Source organism: Pedobacter psychrotolerans (genome assembly GCF_004340665.1).
GTDB classification, from domain to species: Bacteria; Bacteroidota; Bacteroidia; order Sphingobacteriales; family Sphingobacteriaceae; genus Pedobacter; species Pedobacter psychrotolerans.
The window spans coordinates 312,450-332,923 of record NZ_SLWO01000001.1; the positions used below are offsets into that span (position 1 = coordinate 312,450).

17 protein-coding genes are annotated in these 20,474 nt (G+C 37.3%); 8 read left to right on the top strand and 9 right to left on the bottom strand.

Annotated elements, in window-relative coordinates; translation table 11 throughout:
* The first annotated feature begins 243 nt into the window (after positions 1–243).
* The 7 genes from murG (at position 244) to EV200_RS01365 (ending at position 8,872) form a co-directional block, all read left to right on the top strand.
* Complete coding sequence (gene murG, locus EV200_RS01335; protein ID WP_132529027.1) at positions 244–1,347, top strand: undecaprenyldiphospho-muramoylpentapeptide beta-N-acetylglucosaminyltransferase; 1,104 nt, start codon at positions 244–246, stop codon at positions 1,345–1,347.
* 81 nt (positions 1,348–1,428) lie between these two features.
* Positions 1,429–2,784, top strand: a complete 1,356-nt coding sequence (gene murC, locus EV200_RS01340) for a UDP-N-acetylmuramate--L-alanine ligase (protein ID WP_132529028.1) — start codon at positions 1,429–1,431, stop codon at positions 2,782–2,784.
* Positions 2,777–3,958, top strand: a complete 1,182-nt coding sequence (locus EV200_RS01345; RefSeq protein ID WP_132529029.1) for a cell division protein FtsQ/DivIB — start codon at positions 2,777–2,779, stop codon at positions 3,956–3,958. The genes murC and EV200_RS01345 overlap by 8 nt, the downstream gene beginning before the upstream one ends.
* Before the next feature lie 5 nt (positions 3,959–3,963).
* On the top strand, positions 3,964–5,322 hold the full coding sequence (ftsA, locus tag EV200_RS01350; protein ID WP_132529030.1) for a cell division protein FtsA: 1,359 nt from the start codon (positions 3,964–3,966) through the stop codon (positions 5,320–5,322).
* Between the two features lie 129 nt (positions 5,323–5,451).
* Positions 5,452–7,065 (top strand): cell division protein FtsZ, encoded by a 1,614-nt coding sequence (ftsZ, locus tag EV200_RS01355; protein ID WP_132529031.1) that lies wholly within the window; start codon positions 5,452–5,454, stop codon positions 7,063–7,065.
* Between the two features lie 168 nt (positions 7,066–7,233).
* Positions 7,234–8,475, top strand: coding sequence for an aminotransferase class I/II-fold pyridoxal phosphate-dependent enzyme (locus EV200_RS01360; RefSeq protein ID WP_132529032.1), 1,242 nt, complete (start codon positions 7,234–7,236; stop codon positions 8,473–8,475).
* Between the two features lie 220 nt (positions 8,476–8,695).
* Positions 8,696–8,872, top strand: coding sequence for a histone H1 (locus EV200_RS01365; RefSeq protein WP_132529033.1), 177 nt, complete (start codon positions 8,696–8,698; stop codon positions 8,870–8,872).
* Between the two features lie 91 nt (positions 8,873–8,963).
* Here the strand turns inward: EV200_RS01365 and EV200_RS01370 are convergent, their stop codons facing one another.
* The 5 genes from EV200_RS01370 to EV200_RS01390 all read right to left on the bottom strand — a co-directional run bounded on the left by EV200_RS01370 (position 8,964) and on the right by EV200_RS01390 (position 14,705).
* A complete protein-coding gene (locus EV200_RS01370) occupies positions 8,964–9,290 on the bottom strand; it encodes a hypothetical protein (RefSeq protein WP_132529034.1) in 327 nt (108 codons plus the stop codon).
* A gap of 255 nt (positions 9,291–9,545) precedes the next feature.
* The gene (gene dapA, locus EV200_RS01375; protein ID WP_132529035.1) at positions 9,546–10,433 is read right to left on the bottom strand and encodes a 4-hydroxy-tetrahydrodipicolinate synthase; all 888 of its coding nucleotides are present in this window, start codon (positions 10,431–10,433) and stop codon (positions 9,546–9,548) included.
* Positions 10,434–10,519: 86 nt separating this feature from the next.
* Positions 10,520–12,532, bottom strand: a complete 2,013-nt coding sequence (gene ligA / locus EV200_RS01380; RefSeq protein WP_132529036.1) for an NAD-dependent DNA ligase LigA — start codon at positions 12,530–12,532, stop codon at positions 10,520–10,522.
* Between the two features lie 177 nt (positions 12,533–12,709).
* Entirely contained in the window at positions 12,710–13,915 is a 1,206-nt protein-coding gene (locus tag EV200_RS01385; protein WP_132529037.1) for an ATP-binding protein, read from the bottom strand.
* A 115-nt stretch (positions 13,916–14,030) separates the two neighbouring features.
* Positions 14,031–14,705: an ACP phosphodiesterase gene (locus tag EV200_RS01390; RefSeq protein ID WP_132529038.1), complete on the bottom strand. Its 675-nt coding sequence runs from the start codon at positions 14,703–14,705 to the stop codon at positions 14,031–14,033.
* 237 nt (positions 14,706–14,942) lie between these two features.
* Between EV200_RS01390 and tyrS the strand changes: the two genes are divergently transcribed.
* Positions 14,943–16,229, top strand: coding sequence for a tyrosine--tRNA ligase (gene tyrS, locus EV200_RS01395; protein ID WP_132529039.1), 1,287 nt, complete (start codon positions 14,943–14,945; stop codon positions 16,227–16,229).
* Between the two features lie 85 nt (positions 16,230–16,314).
* Here the strand turns inward: tyrS and EV200_RS01400 are convergent, their stop codons facing one another.
* The 4 genes from EV200_RS01400 to EV200_RS01415 form a co-directional block, all read right to left on the bottom strand.
* The gene (locus EV200_RS01400; RefSeq protein WP_132529040.1) at positions 16,315–16,518 is read right to left on the bottom strand and encodes a hypothetical protein; all 204 of its coding nucleotides are present in this window, start codon (positions 16,516–16,518) and stop codon (positions 16,315–16,317) included.
* Between the two features lie 74 nt (positions 16,519–16,592).
* Positions 16,593–17,576, bottom strand: coding sequence for a LuxE/PaaK family acyltransferase (locus EV200_RS01405; protein WP_132529041.1), 984 nt, complete (start codon positions 17,574–17,576; stop codon positions 16,593–16,595).
* Between the two features lie 19 nt (positions 17,577–17,595).
* Complete coding sequence (locus EV200_RS01410; protein ID WP_132529042.1) at positions 17,596–17,955, bottom strand: hypothetical protein; 360 nt, start codon at positions 17,953–17,955, stop codon at positions 17,596–17,598.
* A 6-nt stretch (positions 17,956–17,961) separates the two neighbouring features.
* Positions 17,962–20,283 (bottom strand): penicillin acylase family protein, encoded by a 2,322-nt coding sequence (locus tag EV200_RS01415; protein WP_229676707.1) that lies wholly within the window; start codon positions 20,281–20,283, stop codon positions 17,962–17,964.
* Positions 20,284–20,474: the final 191 nt, after the last annotated feature.

Consider the following 20,474-nt stretch of genomic DNA (forward strand, 5'->3'; position numbering starts at 1 on the left):
GTAGACATTCCCACATTCAAAATTCACACATTCAATAATTAGAGATAAAAATAAAGAATGATAGAATAACAGAATTATGAAATGTAGCTATCGCTAGTAGACATTCCCACATTCAAAATTCACACATTCAATAATTAGAGATAAAAATAAAGAATGATAGAATAACAGAATTATGAAATGTAGCTATCGCTAGTAAACATTCCCTCATTCAAAATTCCTTCATTCAATAATTAAAGATAAAAAATGAATAATTCCCCAAAAATTATCATATCAGGTGGTGGCACCGGCGGGCATATATTTCCTGCCGTAGCCATAGCCAATGCGCTAAAACGCTTGGTTCCTTCCTGTGAAATTTTATTTGTGGGCGCAAACGGACGCATGGAAATGGAAAAAGTTCCTGCTGCTGGATATAAAATTATTGGCTTAAATATCAGCGGCATGCAACGCGGCTCGATTATGAAAAATCTGGCCTTGCCATTTAAAGTAATCGGAAGTGTAAGAAGAGCCCTGGAGATTATTAAAGATTTTAAACCTGATGTGGTTATAGGTGTAGGTGGTTATGCTTCAGGTCCGTTGTTGTATGCGGCCTCCTTGAAAGGGATTCCAAGTTTGATACAGGAACAAAATTCATACGCTGGAATAACCAACAAGTGGCTGGGGAAAAAAGCATCAAAGATTTGTGTCGCTTTTGATGAGATGGATCAGTTTTTTCCGGCAGACAAGATCTTGAAAACAGGAAATCCGGTTCGGAAAGACGTAGTGGATATCAAAGGTAAACATCACGCAGGTGCTGAGCTCTTAAAGCTAGACCCATTGAAAAAAACCATTATGGTTACGGGTGGAAGCTTAGGCGCAGGAACCTTGAATAAAGCCATCGAAAAGCACCTGCCTGAAATTTTAGCTCAGGATGTTCAGGTTATCTGGCAAACGGGCAAGTTTTATTACAAAGGGATAATTGAAAGATTGGGACTTGAATATCACCCCAATGTGCGCATCCTGGAGTTTTTGAATAAAATGGATTTGGCTTATGCAGCTGCTGATATAATTATCTCGAGAGCAGGAGCAGGAACCATAGCAGAGCTTTGTCTGATCAAAAAACCAGTAATTTTGGTGCCTTCTCCAAATGTTGCGGAAGATCACCAGACTAAAAATGCGATGGCATTGGTTAAAAATGGCGCCGCATTGTTAATTAACGACCGTTCTGCTGAAGATACTTTAGTAAAAACAGCCTTAGAGTTGCTGAATGATGAAAGCCAGTGTGTAAAGTTATCTGAATGTATAGGTAAAATGGCTTTGCCGGCAGCAGATGAAATTATTGCTGGTGAAGTATTGAAATTGATTAAGTAAAGATATGAGAAACTAGATGTGTGATTTGAGATCAGACCATTTGTCTAGTGTCTCATATCTCCCATCTCAAATCTAATAAAAATGGAATTAAGTAAAATAAAAAGGGTGTTTTTCGTAGGTGTCGGTGGTATCGGCATGAGTGCGCTTGCCCGTTATTTTGCTAAACGAGGTCAGGTGGTTTGTGGTTATGATAAAACTAAAACCCGACTAACTGAAATATTAGAGAATGAAGGTATACAGATCACTTACGTTGATGAGGTATCTACATTGCCTGAAACATTTCTAAATCCACAAGAAGATACTTTAGTGGTTTATACGCCCGCTATTCCGAAAGATTCTAAAATTCTAAATCATTTCAGGGATCTGGGTTTCATTTTGAAAAAAAGATCTGAAGTTTTAGGGATTATTAGTAAGGGAATGTTTTGTATCGGTATTGCCGGTACGCATGGAAAAACAACAACCTCATCTATTGTAGCACATATTTTGAAAGATACGGGTTATGATTGTACTGCATTTTTAGGAGGTATTGCCAGTAATTACAACAGCAACGTATTATTTGGTAAGAATAATGTAGTGGTTGTAGAAGCAGATGAATATGATCGTTCATTTCTGACTTTACACCCTGATATTGCCGTTGTTACCTCAATGGATGCTGATCACTTGGATATTTACGGAGATAAAAGCCATCTGGAAGAATCCTTCCGGTTATATGCAGGTCAGTTAAAACATGAAGGTACGCTATATATGCATGAGGGATTATCACTTGCAAATGGACTTACCTATGCCGCTAGTGCTACAGCTATTTCAAGGGCTGAAAATTTAAGAGTAGAGGGATCGAAATTTGTTTTTGATTATGCTGATTCAAACCAGAAACTAAGAGATATTAGTTTGATGTTGCCAGGCAAGCATAATGTAGAAAATACAACGGTTGCCATAGCCATTGCTTTACAACTGGGTATAGATGCAGAAAAAGTAAAACAGGCGGTTGCGAATTTTAAAGGCGTAAAGCGTCGTTTTGAATATATTGTAAATAATGATGAACAGATTTATATTGATGATTATGCCCATCATCCTGAAGAATTAAGGGCTTGCTTCGATGCGGTAAGACAATTATATCCTGAGAAGAAACTCACGGTAATTTTTCAGCCACACCTGTTTACCCGTACGCGAGATTTTGCTGATGACTTTGCTAGTGTTTTGAGTACGGTTGACGAATTATTATTGCTGGATATTTACCCGGCCCGCGAATTACCACTCGAAGGGATTAATGCTCAATTTTTACTTGATAAAATTACATTGGAAAGCAAAAGAGTTATGGAAAAGGATGGGGTAATCCAATATGTCAGCGATGAAAAACCTGAGTTAATTTTAACAGTAGGTGCTGGAGACATTGATACGATTATCGAACAACTTAAAAATATATTAAATCATGCTTAAACGATTTGACTGGAGCGCAATATTTACTGGCTTTGCCTGGCTGATTAGCCTGGCAGGCGTGGTGGTGCTTTTAAGTTTTATCAACGTAAAAAAGCAAAACGTAAAATGTACCGATGTAAAAATTTTAATTCCAGGTGCAGATAACTTCATTGAAAGAGAAGAAATTGATGCTATTTTAAAGGAAGATCAGGGTGTGCTTTTAGGACGTAATCTGGAGAAAATCAACATTCATAAGATAGAAAAGAAACTGCAATCTAATCCTTACATCGCATTTGCAAAAGTTTATGTAGATATGGATGGTGTTTTAAATATTGAGGTCAAACAAAGACAGCCCATTGTACGTATATTAAATGAATCAGGACAAGATTTCTACATAGACAACGATGGTTTAAAAATGCCGACCTCTTCAAATTTCACCGCAAATGTGCTGGTGGCTACCGGACACATCACCGAGGTTTTTGGAAGCCGTGTTGATACCCTGCATACCAAATTAGCCCGAGACCTTTATAAAACTGCACAATACATCAAAAAAGATACGCTTTGGGACGCACAGATTGAGCAGGTTGTAGTAGATCAGCAGAATGATATGGAACTGATTCCAAGGGTGGGTAATCAACGCATCATTCTGGGTAATGCAGATTCATTGGAAAAGAAAATGAATAACCTTTTAATCTTCTATAAAAAAGCAATGCCACAGGTAGGTTGGGAAGCCTATAAAACCATTAATATCAAATATACCAACCAGATTGTATGTCAAAAACGCGACTCATCTGAAATCGCAAGAAATTTAAAGCGGTTAACAAAGATGGATAGTGTGCGTGTTCGGCAAACGGTATCAGATTCATTGGTTAAAGATGCTATCGCTTCAGTGATTAAAAAAGAGCCTGTTAAAACAACTCTGACACCAGAAGTTAAAAAGGCAGAACCAAAGAAACCTAAGGTTAAAAAACCAGAATTAAAAAAAACAGAGGTTAAAAAGATCGAAAAAAAGACTGAACCGAAAAAGCCTGTAGTTCAGGCTGCAAAGGCGAAAGATACCAAAAAAGAAGAAAAGCAAAAAACAACAGCTAAGGCAAAACCAGTATTAAGCGCACAAGCACTTAAGAAACAGAAGGAAGCAAGAGAAAGAGAAATAAAAGCCCTAGAAAAACAATATAAAACTCAGCAAAATTAACAAATATGGACAAGGCAAAATTTACCAGTCAGTCTCCCATTGTAGTAGGATTGGATATCGGTACTACAAAAATATGTGTTATCGTTGGTCGCAGAACCCAACATGGTAAGATAGAAATCTTAGGAATAGGCAAGGCAGAATCGGCGGGTGTGACACGTGGAGTGGTTTCTAACATTCAAAAAACAGTACAGGGCATCGCGCAGGCAGTAGAGATTGCAAGCGGACAATCCAACGTAGAAATACAGGTGGTAAATGTTGGGATTGCTGGTCAGCACATTAAGAGCTTACAGCATAGAGGGATTTTAACAAGAAGGGAGTTAAATAACGAAATAGGTAAAAAAGACATCGATAAGCTGATCGATGATATGTTTAAATTGGTGATGCCTCCTGGAGAGGAGATTATCCATGTATTGCCACAAGAATTCACCATCGATAATGAGCCAGGAATCAAAGATCCTATTGGTATGGCTGGAGTACGCTTGGAGGCTAACTTCCATATCATTTCTGGTCAGGTTACGGCTGTTAAAAATATCATCAAATGTGTTAACAATGCAGGATTACAAACTCAGGATTTAATTCTTGAGCCACTGGCGTCTTCTGAATCTGTGTTGAGCGATGAAGAGAAAGAAGCAGGTATTGCATTGGTAGATATTGGCGGTGGTACTACAGATATTGCCATTTTCCATGAAGGTATTATCCGCCACACTGCCGTAATTCCATTTGGAGGTAACAGTGTGACTGAAGATATCAGAGAAGGTTGTTCTGTGATGCGTAATCAGGCTGAGTTATTAAAAACACGTTTCGGTTCTGCACTTGCTGAGGAGAACAAAGAAAATGAAATCATTTGCGTACCAGGTTTACGTGGCCGGGAACCAAAGGAAATATCGGTTAAAAACCTTGCTTATGTGATTCAGGCAAGGATGGAAGAAATTATTGAGCATGTATATTACGAAATCAAATCTTCCGGATACGAGAAAAAATTAATTGGTGGTATCGTGATTACTGGTGGTGGTGCATTGTTAAAACACTTATCTCAGGCAGTAGAATATGTAACAGGTTTAGATTGCCGTATTGGTTATCCAAATGAGCATTTATCTAAATATGAAGATATGCCGAAAACGATTTATGATGACCTGAAAAGCCCAATGTATGCAACCAGCGTTGGATTATTGATTAAAGGTATTCAAAAAGCAGAAGAGCTGATTGAAGAAATGAAGCAGCCAGGCGTATTCGTAGAGAAGCCAAAAACGATAAAAGAGAAAGAGAAACGTGGACCAGGTTTGTTTGATAAATTATTGGCGAAAACGAAAACATTCATTCAGGACGACATGAATGTGAGTGATGAAGATTACTTAAAAAGTTAAAACTTTTCCACAAAAAGGGAGTTTTCCACATTCTTAACAATTGTGGAAAACGTATGTTGAAAAAGTGTTAATATTACATTGAGTAATGAACAGAATTTAAAAATTTTTAAACAACTGATTCATAAAGATATGCAGTTCGAAATGTTAAAAGATAAGTCTTCAATCATCAAGGTAATTGGTGTTGGAGGCGGTGGCGGCAACGCAGTAAACCATATGTACCTGTCGGGTATTACTGGTGTAGATTTTATTATTTGTAATACAGATGCCCAGGCTTTGGAATCTAGTCCTATACCTAACAAGGTACAATTGGGTGCTAGTTTAACCGAAGGAATGGGGGCTGGTTCTATTCCTGAGGTTGGTAAAAACTCAGCAATAGAGAATATAGATGATATTAAAGCCATGCTGGGTAGTACAACCAAAATGCTTTTTATTACTGCAGGAATGGGTGGTGGTACAGGTACAGGTGCATCTCCGATTATTGCTAAAGCCGCTAAAGAACTTGATATTTTAACTGTTGCTATCATCACCACTCCATTTTCATTCGAAGGGAAAAGACGTCGTCTTCAAGCTGATGAAGGAATGGAAGAGTTGAAGAAATATGTAGATTCTTATCTGGTTATTTCAAATGATCGCTTGCGCGAGATTTTTGGAAACCTAACCTTAGGTTCTGCATTTGGCCAGGCCGATGATATTTTAACTACCGCTGCTAAAGGTATCGCCGAAATCATTACTGTTCCAGGTTATATCAACGTGGATTTTAAAGATGTGCGTACGGTGATGAAAGATAGTGGTGTTGCCATTATGGGTAGTCACTCTGCTGATGGTGAAGATCGTGCTTTGGAGGCTGTTGAAGGCGCTTTAGCTTCTCCACTTTTAAAAGATAATGAAATTGAAGGCGCCCGTTATATCTTATTGAACATCAGTTCTGGTCTTCGTGAGGTAACAATGGATGAAGTGTCTATCATTACTGATTATATTCAGGATAAAGCTGGTTTATCTGCAGATTTAATCTGGGGTAACTGTACAGATGAATCTCTGGAAGATAAATTATCGGTAACGATTATTGCGACTGGTTTCCAGACTTCTGAAGAACGGGTACATGAAGAAAAAAATAAAAAGAAAATTTCGCTGTTAACGCCAGAAGAAGCACCATTGGTTCGCCCGATTGAAGCCGTAAATTCTTTTATTCAACCAAAGACAGAGCATTCTTATGAGCCGGTTTTAAAGGCTAAAGAAGAAGTGTCTCAAGCTGATCTTTTTGGTGGAATGTTTAATAAACCGGAAACGCAGAAACATCAGGAACCAGATACCCATATTGTTCGTCATACACTTGTTGAAGAAGAACCTCAGGTAGAAGAGTCGAAAGAAACCGGTTTTGAATTTGAAATTAAATTGGCTGAGCCTAATTATGTTTTTGATACACCAGTTGCTGAACCAACACCAGAACCTGAAATGCCAGTGGTAGGTTTAGATGACGACAAAAACGATGAATCTATGGAAGAGCAATTAAAAAAATCTAAAGAACGTATTTTACGCCTGAAAGATTTAAGTATGAAATTGCGCACTACAAATGGCCTTCAAGAATTAGAAAATGAACCTGCTTATAAACGTAAACAAATGCAATTGCAGCAAGTTCAGCATTCATCAGAGTCTCAGGTGAGTCGTTTTACGCTCAGCAACGATCAGGATGGTGGTACAGAGATCAGACCGAATAATTCTTTTTTACACGATAACGTTGATTAATTCATACCAAATATAATTTTAAGCCCTCGATATTACATCGGGGGCTTTTTTGGCATAAAATTAGATTGTTAAAAAATCTTAATTGACAAGCAAAAGATTAATCTAATTGATTTTAAGATCAATAAAGCTTAAATTCGCAAAATTTTTATTATACAAATACATAGTACATTGGATATATTCGACAAGATAGCAAAACACATGGGCCCACTTGGTCAACACCAAAAATGGTCACATGGGTATTTCTCATTTCCAAAATTAGAGGGAGAAATTGCACCACACATGCAATTTAAAGGAAAAGAGCATTTAGTTTGGAGCTTAAATAATTATTTAGGTTTAGCCAATCATCCGGAGGTTAGAAAAGCTGATGCAGAGGCAGCAGCAGAATTCGGTATGGCTTACCCGATGGGTGCTAGAATGATGAGTGGTAACTCAAAATATCATGAGCAATTAGAGCAGGAACTTGCAACTTTTGTTGGTAAACCTGATGCATTCTTATTAAATTATGGCTATCAGGGTATGGTTTCGATTATCGATACCTTAGTGGATAGAAATGATGTTATCGTTTATGATGCAGAATCACACGCTTGTATTATTGATGGTCTTCGTTTACATATGGGTAAAAGATTTGTTTATCAGCACAATGATATAGACAGCGCCCGTAAGCAATTAGAACGTGCTACCAGGCTTACAAAAGAATCTGGAGGCGGTATTTTGTTAATTACCGAAGGTGTTTTCGGAATGAGTGGAGCGCAGGGTAAATTAAAAGAAATCGTAGATCTTAAAAATGATTTTGAATTCAGAATCTTAGTTGATGATGCGCACGGTTTTGGAACCATGGGTAAAACCGGTGCAGGTACACATGAGGCACAGGATTGCATTGAAGGCATTGATGTTTACTTTGGTACATTTGCTAAGTCAATGGCTGGTATTGGTGCTTTCGTAGCTTCTACAGAAGAAATTACAAATTTCTTAAGGTATAACATGCGTTCTCAAACCTTTGCCAAAGCATTACCTATGCCAATGGTTAAAGGATTATTAAAGCGTTTGGAGTTGTTAAAAAGCAAACCTGAGCTTAAAGATAAATTATGGGAAATTGCTACGACTTTACAAAGAGGGTTGCGTGAACGCGGTTTCGATTTAGGCGTAACCAATTCAGTAGTGACACCGGTTTTCTTAAAGGGGGAATTAACTGATGCTACAGCCATTACCTTTGATTTACGTGAAAATTATAGTATATTCTGTTCAATCGTAGTGTATCCGGTAATTCCTAAAGGAATGATCGAATTGCGTTTAATACCAACTGCTGTACATACATTAGAAGATGTTCAAAGGACATTAGATGCATTCAGCGAAGTGTCAGAAAAATTAGAAAACGGTTATTATAAAGAAAATCAGTTTGCAATTGCTTAAGTGATCATAATAATGAAATATGGAAGCCAATTATTTTAAATAATTGGCTTTTTTGCTTTAATAATATTTTTTCATCTGGCCTTGATCAGTCTTAAGAAGAAAAAAAGCACTTTAAACCGCTATTTTTATTGATTAATATTTTTGTTTGTGCAACAAACCATTTAAATTAGAGCTAGGTAATTAAAAATCAAACCCTTAAAAACGATAGGAGTCCAAAAAAATGAAAAAATTTGAAGAAGTAAAAAGTTTAATTACAGCTTTGGAAGCTGATGCAGATAAGTTCTATAACAAAGGTAATAGCGCTGCTGGCACCCGTGTTCGTAAAGGTATGCAGGATTTAAAAAACTTAGCTCAGGCTATTCGTTTAGAAGTGCAGGATGCAAAAAATAAAGATTAAGAAGATTTAATATCAATTAAAAGGCTCTCTTCAAAATTTGAAGAGGGCCTTTGTTGTTTTATTGAATGTATAATCATCTATTCTATAGATATTAGTTTTTTTGATCTTTCGATGTGTTAATTTGAACCTTTGACTGATTAAAATAATGCGTTTTATGTTCAAATTTATAAAGCTTATCCTTTTTGAAGTGAAAGAAATCGGACATGGCCTTCAAGTCATTCATACCTCTATCAATATCTATTTCATAAGTGGTGGTATCATTAGCCAGATAGACCAGGTTGGCACGGGGATAAGATAATTTAAAGTCTTCGAGATTCATTCCAATAACAGGTGTTGATGCTCTGGCGTTTTTTGGGTTGCGGGTGGCACAGCCGCTGGCTAATGCTGCCAGCAGGGCCCATGATAGTAGTTTTTTCATTGAATGTGTTTTATTTGTGTATTTCAATATACATTCAATTTCTATGTCTGCATAGTATTCCTGCTTGGAATATTAATGCAAAATAGCAAGAGATTTAAAGTAGTGCTGTAAGTTATTGACTTGTAATGAAATAATGCGATGTAATTTTTTAATTACGCATAAAAAAACAGGTTAAAGCTATCGTGGATATGCAATAGTGTTAACCTGTTTATGATATATATAAGCTTAATTTTTCAAACCGGTATATTTTATAGATTATGCCAGTTGAGCAAGCTTTTCTAATTCATTTACAATAGTCTCGTCCAATGTAGAAGAGGCTTTTATCAATGGTAACCTTACCGTATCACCACACACACCTAAATGTTTCAGTGCAGCTTTTATGCCAGCAGGATTTCCTTCTGCAAAAGCCAAACGTGTAAATTCAATTAAGTTCAAATGTGCAGGAACGGCACCTTTAAAATCTCCATTTAGGCACTGTCTAACCATGTCAGAAAACTGCCTAGGGACGGCATTGGCAACAACTGAAATAATCCCAGAGGCACCTAAGGCAATCATCGGTAGTGTAATCGGATCATCACCAGAAATTAAAAGGAAATCTTCAGGCTTATCCCTCATAATCTGGTTAAACTGATCAAAACTTCCTGATGCTTCTTTAGTGGCAATGATGTTTTTGAAATCATGTGCTAACCTACAAGTAGTTTCCGGGCTCATATTACTCATGGTACGTCCTGGAACATTATATAGAATAAGATCCAGTGGCGAAACTTCAGCTAAATATTTGTAATGTTGATAAATCCCTTCTTGTGTTGGTTTATTATAGTATGGACTAACCGATAAAATAGCACTATAACCTGTCGTATCGAAAGACTTAATGTCTTCTGCAACGGAAAGTGTATTATTGCCCCCAATTCCGGCAACTAATGGTAATCTGTTATTATTAATTTCAGCAGTATAGGCCCACACCTTCTTCTTCTCTTCCTTAGTCATGGTGGCGGTTTCACCAGTTGTACCTAAAGAAACGAGGTAATCTATCCCTCCGTCGATCAAATGATTAATCAGGTTTTTTAAACCGTTATAATCAACAGATCCATCTGCATTGAAAGGTGTAACCAATGCCACACCAGTACCCTGAAATTTGTTCATTATATATTTTAATTATTGAGTTTTGATTTAGAGAATGAAGAATGTGAGCATTCGGTCATTCTCTAAATCTATCATTCACACATTTTTTATTTAAGCATTTTCAAAAGATCATCATCGCTGATAATCGGAACTTTTAACTTGGTTGCTTTTTCAAGTTTGGATGGGCCCATATTATCACCAGCAACAAGATAATTTAACTTGCCAGAAATTCCGCTAAGTATTTTACCGCCATTTGCTTCAATCATATCTTTGAGTTCATCCCGACTATAACTTTCAAAAACTCCCGAAATTACGAATGTTTTTCCAATAAGTTTATCACTTGCCAGCTCAATTAGTTTTTCTTCAATTTCGAAGCGCAAATTGGCTAATTTTAATAATTCTATTTGATCCAGATGCTCTTTTTTTGCGAAGTACTCAACAATACTTTCTGCAATTCTTTGTCCGATTTCATCTATGGCTATCAGCTCTTCAACAGTAGCTTTAGATAGATTATCTATGTTTTTTACGCCAGCTGATAGTTTTTTGGCAACTGTTTCGCCTACATAACGAATACCTAAACCAAAGAGTACCTTTTCAAAAGGCATTTCTTTCGATTTTTCTATGCCCATTAGCATGTTCTCGATAGAGCGTTCGCCAAACCGATCCAGACCTTTTAATTGATCTGCTTTTTGATATAAAGTATAGAGGTCACTGATGTGATTCACCAAGCCATATTTATAAAAGGTTTCAATGGTTTCATCTCCAAGTCCATCAATATTCATTGCCTTGCGAGAAATGAAATGTTGTATTTTCCCTATGATCTGTGGTGGGCAACCTTCATCATTGAGACAATAATGAACTGCTTCGCCTTCTTTTCTAATGAGTTCGGTTCCACATTCGGGGCAGTTATGCAAATAATGAACTTTTTTAGATCCGGCAAGGCGCTTATCCAGATTCACTCTAATAATCTTCGGAATGATTTCTCCGCCTTTTTCTACAAAAACAGCATCGCCTTCGTGCAAATCTAACCTTTCGATTTCGTTGGCATTATGAAGAGTTGCCCTTTTTACTGTTGTACCTGCAAGTAGAACGGGCTTGAGATTTGCAACTGGCGTAACTGCTCCGGTACGGCCAACCTGATAAGTAACCTTTTCAAGAATGGTTTCTACTTCAGCAGCTTTATATTTATATGATATAGCCCAACGTGGAGATTTGGCCGTAAAACCCAATTCCTGCTGCTGCGCATAACTATTTACCTTAATAACGATACCATCAATATCATAGCTTAATTTAAAACGCTCATTTTCCCAGTGATGAATGAAAGCCAATACATCATCTATATTTTGAACCAGGCGATTATGCTCGCAAACATGAAATCCCCATTTTTTTACTGCTTCCAGACTATCCCAATGATTTTTGAATTCATTTTTATCGGTATAGAGAAAATAGATAAAACCATCAAGTGGTCGTTTAGCCACTTCCTTGCTGTCCTGCATTTTGATGGTTCCGGAAGCAAAATTTCTGGGATTAGCATATGCGATTTCACCAAGTTCCTCACGGGCAGCATTTAAACGAAGGAAAGCAGCTTTATGCATGAAAATCTCGCCTCTGATTTCGAAATGTTCTGGTGCCTGGTCTGGTTTAATTTGATGGGGAATAGTGTGAATTGTTTTCACATTATTGGTCACATCATCGCCTTTTGTACCATCGCCACGGGTTACCGCCCTAATCAGTTTTCCATTTTCATATGTTAAACTAATCGATAGTCCATCGAATTTTAATTCGCAAACATATTCAAAATTATCTCCTATTGCTTTTCGAATCCTTTCATCGAAGTCGCGAAGATCTTGCTCATTATAAGTATTGCCAAGAGAAAGCATGGGATATTTATGCTGAACAGTGATGAAATTTTTCGTGATATCGCCACCAACACGTTGAGTTGGTGAATTTGGATCAGCGTAATCTGGGTTCGCCAGCTCTAGTTCAGCCAGATGCTTTAATTTTTTATCAAACTCAAAATCGCCTATAGTTGGCATGGCCAACACGTAATAATTATAATTGTGCTGGTTAAGTTCGGCAACCAGCGCATCCATTTCTTCTTTTATTGTAAACAGCGACATAGCACAAAGATAAAAAAGGTTACCTCGCTTTTACGTTTTTGAAGAACAAAAAGCTGGGAGAAATGAATGAATTAATCATCTAAAATGACCTCATTTCAAACGTATCTCCTGATTTTTCAGATTTAACCTGCTATGCTTAATGAATGACAATAGTATGCAGCGATTTTTTAAATGCCATTAAACTGGATCCTGATCACTGTCTTTATTTAACAGTTGAAGAAACTCAATCAGACCAATGGCTTCAGTATTGTTTGGTAGTGGATACCTTTCAGTGCCAGAATACACTACAAATTTAGCTGTTGCGCCAATATCTTCACATGCGATATGAAAACCTTTTTTAATCTTAGGTGAGGCGGATCTTTTAACCTCAACTGCCCAGATTTTATGATTTGGACCTTCCAAAACAAGATCAATCTCCGTTTGTGTGGCGGATCTGTAATAACTATACTGCCATTTGCTGGATAATTGGTTAATAATGTTTTCTACTACAAAGCCTTCCCAGCTTGATCCTAGTGATGGGTTCCCAAGAAGGTCTTCCAGACTGGATATGTTAAGCAGTTTATGAAGAATTCCGGTGTCGCGGATATAGATTTTTGGAGATTTTACCAATCTTTTTTTAGTATTTCCTGCCCACGGTTGCAATTGCCTCACCATGTAAAAATCTGTTAATACATCCAGATATAATTTAACAGTTGGATGGCTCACCTCCAGGCTTTTGGCTAAATCGGTATAAACTACTTGCTGTCCGTTAAAATGAGCAAGCATAGACCAAAATCTTTTTAACCGGTTTGCCGGTATGCTTGGTCCCATGAGTGGAATATCGCGTTCTACATAAGTAGAAATAAAATCATTTAGCCACTCCCAGCTTTCTTCAGCATCAATAGCAAGAAAACTCCCTGGAAATCCACCTCTGAACCAAAGCTTTTCTACGCTAAACCCAAGTGGATCATGATTATAAATTTCCAGTGCATTAAAAGGCGTAAGTTCTATGTACCTGATTCTTCCTGCTAATGTTTCTGATGAAAGTTGTAGCAGGTCTCTAGATGCTGAGCCCAGCAGAAGAAAATGACCAGCTTGCTCACCTGCGCGCCTCCTAAGGTCGACTATTCCCCTTAGGTTAGGGAAAAGATCTGGTTTACGCTGAACCTCATCAATAATCAGGATTACATTTTCGAATCTTTTTAAATAGCTTTCAGAATCCTGAAGCTTGTTGATATCAGTATCTAGTTCAAGATCGAGATAGCTCGTTTTTTTATCTGAAAATTCGCCGGAAATTTGAAATGCCAGTGTTGTTTTACCCACTTGTCTTGGCCCTAAAAGCGCAACAATTGGAACACTTTTCAAACCTTTAATAATTTTTTGCTTTATTAATCTTTCAATCATAACCTTGTAATTTGAAATGCTGGCTTTCAGATTGCAACAAATATATGATTAAACCTTGTAATTTGAAAGTATCACTTTCAAATTGCAAGGTTGTTGAAGTGATTATCGGAATGATTTATATTAATTTTTGCTCAATCTCATCAAAAATCACCATGAAATCATTTGCTAAAATGGGTTTAAAAATTCCCAATTGAAATGTTAGTTCCTGGAGTTGAAATTCGTTTAAAGTTTCGGGCCACAGGCGCATGCAGATTCTATTTAAGGCATAGCTAATGTTTTCCAGCTTTTGATAGCTTAATAAATATTTGCTACTAATAAAGCTTTCCAGGAATTTAGTGAAAATGATTTGGTTTTTAAGGCCACAATGCTCAAGAAAATCAGTTAATGAACTGGGATTAACAGCAATTAGTTTATCGTAAAAATGATTAACCTGAATAAGATTGTGCTCAATTAATAAATGATCTAACAGTAATTCCAAACTAATATGGGCCAGAAATGAGGGGCGAATCGGCGTATCGGTTACTATAGGTTTAATGAGTTCTTTTAGTAGTGCAGTTTTTTCCAAAAAGAAATCAGATGAATGAAAATATAAGTCAACAGCTAAATGTCTTTTCCAGCCTTTAAGCAAGTTTTCTTCATCTGGATTACCTTTAAAAAGAAATTCATTTTTCTGCGGGTATAAATTAGATTCCTTCGAAGCGTTTTTGATCAGATCGGGCAAAACCGTCCCCATTACTATGTTAGCATCCTGCGTTAATCTTTCGAAATAATAATGGGATAGAAAGTTCATGTTGCAAGGTAATATTTTCTTTAGTTATGCGAAATATCAACAGTAAAAAGGTATTAATGGTATATCTGAATTTTCTCCGGCCATGTGAGGCTTTTAATCAGGTTATTTGGAAATGAACGGCGTAATTGAGTGTACTGATTTGAGTATAATAAAAGCTGGTTTCTGGTGCTAACTAATTTGCATTAAAGTAAGTGAAAATTTTATCTTTGCACCCACGAAGAATAAATTGCCTATATAATGACAAATTTTGTTGAAGAGTTAAGGTGGCGCGGCATGCTGCATGATATAATGCCAAATACTGAAGAAAAGTTGAATGAAGGTATGACATCTGGTTATATCGGTTTCGACCCTACTGCTGACTCACTTCATGTTGGCCATTTAACGCAAATTATGACGCTCATTCACTTCCAAAATGCAGGGCATAAGCCGTTTGCATTGGTTGGAGGAGCTACCGGTATGGTTGGAGATCCTTCTGGTAAGTCGGATGAACGTAACCTTCAAACACCAGAAATGATTGAGCATAACCTAAAGGGAATGAAAAATCAACTCTCCAAATTCTTAAAATTTGAAGAGGGTGGAAATGGTGCGGTAATGGTAAACAATGCGGACTGGTTTAAGGACATGAACCTGTTTACGTTTATCAGAGATGTAGGCAAGCATATTACCGTAAACTATATGATGGCGAAGGATAGCGTTAAAAGACGCTTAGAAGGAGATTCTGGTCTATCTTTTACCGAATTCTGTTACCAGTTGATTCAGGGCTATGATTTCTATCATTTATGGAAAAACGAAAACTGCCTGGTGCAGATGGGTGGTTCCGATCAGTGGGGAAATATTGTAACCGGTACTGAGTTAATAAGAAGGAAAGATGCCGGAACGGCTTATGCCATTACCACACAACTCATTAAAAAAGCAGATGGAACTAAGTTTGGCAAAACGGAGAGTGGTGCCGTTTGGTTAGATCCGGCGAAAACATCTCCATATAAATTTTATCAGTTTTGGTTAAATGCATCGGATGATGATGTGAAGAAATGGATTAGGATTTTTACCCTGAAAAATAAAGAGGAAATCGAAGCTTTAGAAATAGAACACAATGCAGCACCGCATTTGCGTATTTTGCAAAAAGCGTTAGCAGAAGATATTACAATTAAAACTCACTCTGCTGAGGCTTTGGAAACAGCTATTAAAACCTCGGAATTTTTATTTGGAAATGGCTCACTGGAATTTTTGAAAAGCTTGTCAGAAAACCAGGTGCTGGAAATGTTTGAAGGTATTCCTCAGTTCAATATTTCAAAATCAGAATTAAGCGCTGGTATTGATGCTGCAACTTTACTTGCAGAGAAAGCTACCGTTTTTCCTTCTAAAGGCGAAACAAAGAAATTAATTCAGGGTGGAGGTGTTTCAGTAAATAAAGAAAAAGTAGCTGATGCCATGCAGGTTTTTAATACTGAAAACCTGATCAATGATCAGTTTATTGTGGTGCAAAAAGGAAAGAAAAACTATTTCTTGCTGATTGCAGAATAGACTCTAAACAATAAAGGCTCAAAGTAATTGAGCCTTTATTGTTTAGATAAAAATAATTAACAATTAGTTGTCAAAAAGGATCACACTAGTGCTTGGCATCAGCTGGAGCATTAGTCGTTGAATCTGCATATACCTTACCTTTTGTGGTATCCATCATTGCTGAATCTTTTTTATTCGTATCTGAATATTTATAGGTACTATCTGCATTTTCCTGATCTGCTTGTTTCCCATTACATGAAGCCACAAATAAACCTGTTATAGTTAGTGCTGCTAAAAAGATATTTCTCATAGTCTAAGTTTTGTATCAATAATCCTTTTTAGGAGGTAATTGTTTTAGCTAATTGAGTTTTTAGAGTAATTGAATTACTGCACAAGCAAATTGCAACCCCTAATATCAGCGTTATCAAACCTGCCTAAAACTTCAAAACTATCGTCAGCATTTATTCTACCCAAATCCTGCGTGGCGATGAAAGAGCAAGAATTAATATTGGCGAGATCAATTACATTTATCCCACCAGTTTTTCCTTCAGGAATTAGTGTTAAAGGATCATTGGTATCCCGGATTAATACCTTCATCCAGCCTGGACACTGAAAAACGCCCTCACCTAAAGAATAAGCCTGAGAAAGCAATTCGGTCATTCCATACTCACTGTGAATAGCAGGTACACCAAAGCCTTCGGTTAATTGCTGGTGAAGTTCTTCCCGAACCATTTCTTTTCTTCTGCCCTTCATACCACCTGTTTCCATCACAATAAGATCAGGGAAACTGATGTCAAATTTCTCTACAAAATCTAGCAAGGCATAAGTTACACCAATTAAAACAGTAGGTTGTTTCTTGTTTTTAAGGTCTACTAAGGTTTGCAAAAGATCATCATGGTTATCTAAAAAATACCCGCTCTGTGGATGATTACTTTTTTCAATCAGATCATTAACCATGTAAATTAAAGAAGAACCTGATCTTTGTTGGTAGGAAGGAAGCAAAGCCAAAAAGCAGTAATCAGATACTTTGCCATAAAAATGATCAAAAGCACGCAGGTAGCTTTGCTCATATAAAGCCACATCGGTTACGTGATGGCTGCTTTGTGTCATCCCTGTAGTACCTGAGCTACTAAAAATTATTTCAACAGGATTTTGATTACTCACTATCTGATGCGTTTTGAAAAAACCAATGGGCAGAAATGGAATTTGTTCAATGGTTGATATCTGATCGACATCAATCTTTAAATGATGGATATATTCCTGATAAACCTGGCAGTTTTTGGCCTGTGATTTAAAGGTAGCTAAAGCCTGGTCTTGAAAAGCCTGTGCATCATTTATTGCAAAAATATCTGTTGGTATAGAATTCACGACGTAAAAGTACGAAGCCTTATGCTATTTTATCGTCAGTTTTTTTGGCAAGCATCGCCATTCTAAATTGATAGCCACAGTAACCACTAATGCCAGCCACTAAGCCGCTTAAAATCCCGGTTACCAGTAATAATGCCCACCAAAGCTTTACACCAGTCATCACGGCCACACGGCTGGCCAGTAAGTTGTCATTTGGTAAGCTTTTAAATAATGAATAGCCAATCCATAATAAGCATATGGCGAAGAAAGAATGCCAGAAGGCAATTTTGCCGGTTTTACCTATAATGCCGCAAGTGGCAAAGGCTACAACAATAATAATCCACCAAGGTGCAATCATTTGGAGCAGAAAGCAGATGATGACAATAACAATGAAAACCATTTTAAATTATTTAGAAATTTTTAAACGAGAGATAACTTTTCCAGACTGATCATCTGGCGTTTGCATATAAAACAAATCATATAACTGACCACTAGCCCAGGTATCAATCATATTATCATAAAACTTGCTTCCTGGATTACCAGATTGCCCACCCGGATAAACACCATGTCCTTTAGGGTTTTTACCAAGTTCGATAACCATCCTCCAGGATGGGCCATTGCTTTCACTTAATGCGTTTATGGTACTTTTTGCGCCGCCAATTTGCAATACTTTAGATCCAAATCCAGGTATTTTTGCCAGGTGTGGCACATTACTTTGTTTTAGATTAGACCATCTCCAGTCTTTATTTATCGGACCAAATCTACGTTCCAAACTATCACAGCTATATTTGAAGGATTCATTAACCAAATCTGAAAGAGTTTCTTTCTGACTGGTGTTTACATTATCAAACCATTTGGCAGCAGGTTCTTTTAAGATCATTTCAACCGTGCGGTCTCTGGAAGGATAGCGCATAGGAACACCTTTAACCGTAAATTCATCATCCCAGATATCAAATGCAAGGCGTTTGGTCCAGATTTCAAAAATACTGGCAGCAATTTCATTCGCATCATAACGTTTGTTCCACTTGGTTACATAACTTAAAGCCTCTTTTTGCGTAGCGTTTAACTTTTCAGGATTTAAGAGTGGCAATACTGCCGGAATCAGGTTTTGGGCCAGAATGCTGTAATTATCAGTTTGCATCAGCCTGATGCTATCCAGTGTAGCTTTATTCATCGCCGTAAGCCGATCATTAATTCGCTTTCCTCGTTCATAAGGTGAGAATTCCCAATTAAGATAATAAGGATAAGTTTGATCGGTTGAAGATTGATTAGCCGAACTTACGAAACCTCTTGGTGGGTTTTTTACAGTCGGGTTTTGCGAAGCCGGAATCCAGCCATGCCAATCATATGCCGGATCGGTACCATCCAGAATAAACTTTCCCTGGTTTTTCCATTTGAGTGGAAACTTACCATTCGGTGTAATTGCGATATCATTATCTACACTCGCAAACACAAAGTTTTGAGCAGGTGCGGTATAATATGTTAATGCTTTTCTATAATCATTGTAGTTTTTGCCCCGGTTCAGGTAGTAAAAAGTCATGAGTTCGTTTGAACTGTCATGTGCAATCCATCGTAAAGCATCACCCACGGGCACGCTGTTCGCTTTAACAAAATTTGATTTTTGAAGATAAACTACAGGCCCTTGATGGGTATAGTAAACAGTGTCTATAAGATCTTTACTTCCACGGATTTTAATCACCTCCAGGCGTTTAGTCGTTTTATTCCATTTATTATTGTACCAGTATTCATTATGAGAACTGTCTTTAAATTTGATTTGATAGAAATCAAGAACATCTGCAGCAACGTTGGTAACACCCCAGGCAATTCTTTGGTTAAAGCCTATGATAATTCCAGGCGCACCAGGAAGAGAAACACCATAAGTATTAATGCCTGGGGCATGTAACTGAATCTGATACCAGATGGAAGGCAGGCTCAATTCCAGATGTGGATCATTGGCTAAAATAGGATATCCTGATGCTGTTTTACTTCCTGAGAGTGCCCAGTTATTACTGCCTATGCCTTCTACCTTTTCTTTTGTTTGCACATTACCAGTTTGAGAAGCAGTAAAACTTTCCGGGGTTTTAGGAATAGGCAATGGCGTGAAATTCCATTTTGTGCCAACCGGAATAATGGGGTCTTCTTTAAACGGATAATCAGGAAAAAGATTTTTAGTGATTTCAGGGCCAAACTTTTTCAGAATATTGGTCATGTAAAATTCATCTGATCCCATAGCTAAAATGGCCGACATTTGTTTTAATAAGAGTGCACATTTTAATGGCGTCCAGTTTTCTGGCTTAAAGTCTAATATTTTATATTCCAGAGGATAATTTGCATGAGACAAAGTTTTAATATACGCGTTAATTCCCTCCGTGTATGCCAAGATCATTTCTTTTGATTTTGGATCGGCCATCATCCCCTTAAGCGAATTTTCGGCACCATATACCATACCCATTCTACGTTGATAACGGTCGCTTTCCCGTGCAGGTTCTGAAACCACCACTTCGCTGATTCTACCTGCTGCAAACCGAGTTTGAAAATCCATTTGCCAAAGGCGGTGCATGGCGGTTACGTAGCCCTGAGCCAGATAAAGATCATGATCATTCTGCGCAAAAATATGCGGAATCATCTTGTCATCAAAAACGATTTCAACCTGATCTAATGCACCCTTAATCTTCACCTTATGGTTGAACATAAAATGATTATTCTCTGCATTTTGCCAAAAACCCATAAAGGGGTTTAGGAATTTAAGAACGGGGGGAGCACTTCCAATTTTTGTATTAAAAAGGAAAGCCAGACTTATAGGTATAATGATGCAAAATATTGCTTTTAATTTATTCATGATGATTAGCTAAGATCTCAAGATTACTAAGATAAAGTAAACTGACAAATTATAATGATTGCAAAATACAACAAACTGAA

Excerpts from the sequence above, each read along its gene's own strand:
- murG (WP_132529027.1), top strand. The coding sequence starts at position 244 with ATGAATAATTCCCCAAAAATTATCATATCAGGTGGTGGCACCGGCGGG.
- murC (WP_132529028.1), top strand. The coding sequence starts at position 1,429 with ATGGAATTAAGTAAAATAAAAAGGGTGTTTTTCGTAGGTGTCGGTGGT.
- EV200_RS01345 (WP_132529029.1), top strand. The coding sequence starts at position 2,777 with ATGCTTAAACGATTTGACTGGAGCGCAATATTTACTGGCTTTGCCTGG.
- ftsA (WP_132529030.1), top strand. The coding sequence starts at position 3,964 with ATGGACAAGGCAAAATTTACCAGTCAGTCTCCCATTGTAGTAGGATTG.
- ftsZ (WP_132529031.1), top strand. The coding sequence starts at position 5,452 with ATGCAGTTCGAAATGTTAAAAGATAAGTCTTCAATCATCAAGGTAATT.
- EV200_RS01365 (WP_132529033.1), top strand. The coding sequence starts at position 8,696 with ATGAAAAAATTTGAAGAAGTAAAAAGTTTAATTACAGCTTTGGAAGCT.
- EV200_RS01370 (WP_132529034.1), bottom strand. The coding sequence starts at position 9,290 with ATGAAAAAACTACTATCATGGGCCCTGCTGGCAGCATTAGCCAGCGGC.
- dapA (WP_132529035.1), bottom strand. The coding sequence starts at position 10,433 with ATGAACAAATTTCAGGGTACTGGTGTGGCATTGGTTACACCTTTCAAT.
- ligA (WP_132529036.1), bottom strand. The coding sequence starts at position 12,532 with ATGTCGCTGTTTACAATAAAAGAAGAAATGGATGCGCTGGTTGCCGAA.
- EV200_RS01385 (WP_132529037.1), bottom strand. The coding sequence starts at position 13,915 with ATGATTGAAAGATTAATAAAGCAAAAAATTATTAAAGGTTTGAAAAGT.
- EV200_RS01390 (WP_132529038.1), bottom strand. The coding sequence starts at position 14,705 with ATGAACTTTCTATCCCATTATTATTTCGAAAGATTAACGCAGGATGCT.
- tyrS (WP_132529039.1), top strand. The coding sequence starts at position 14,943 with ATGACAAATTTTGTTGAAGAGTTAAGGTGGCGCGGCATGCTGCATGAT.
- EV200_RS01400 (WP_132529040.1), bottom strand. The coding sequence starts at position 16,518 with ATGAGAAATATCTTTTTAGCAGCACTAACTATAACAGGTTTATTTGTG.
- EV200_RS01410 (WP_132529042.1), bottom strand. The coding sequence starts at position 17,955 with ATGGTTTTCATTGTTATTGTCATCATCTGCTTTCTGCTCCAAATGATT.
- EV200_RS01415 (WP_229676707.1), bottom strand. The coding sequence starts at position 20,283 with ATGGGTTTTTGGCAAAATGCAGAGAATAATCATTTTATGTTCAACCAT.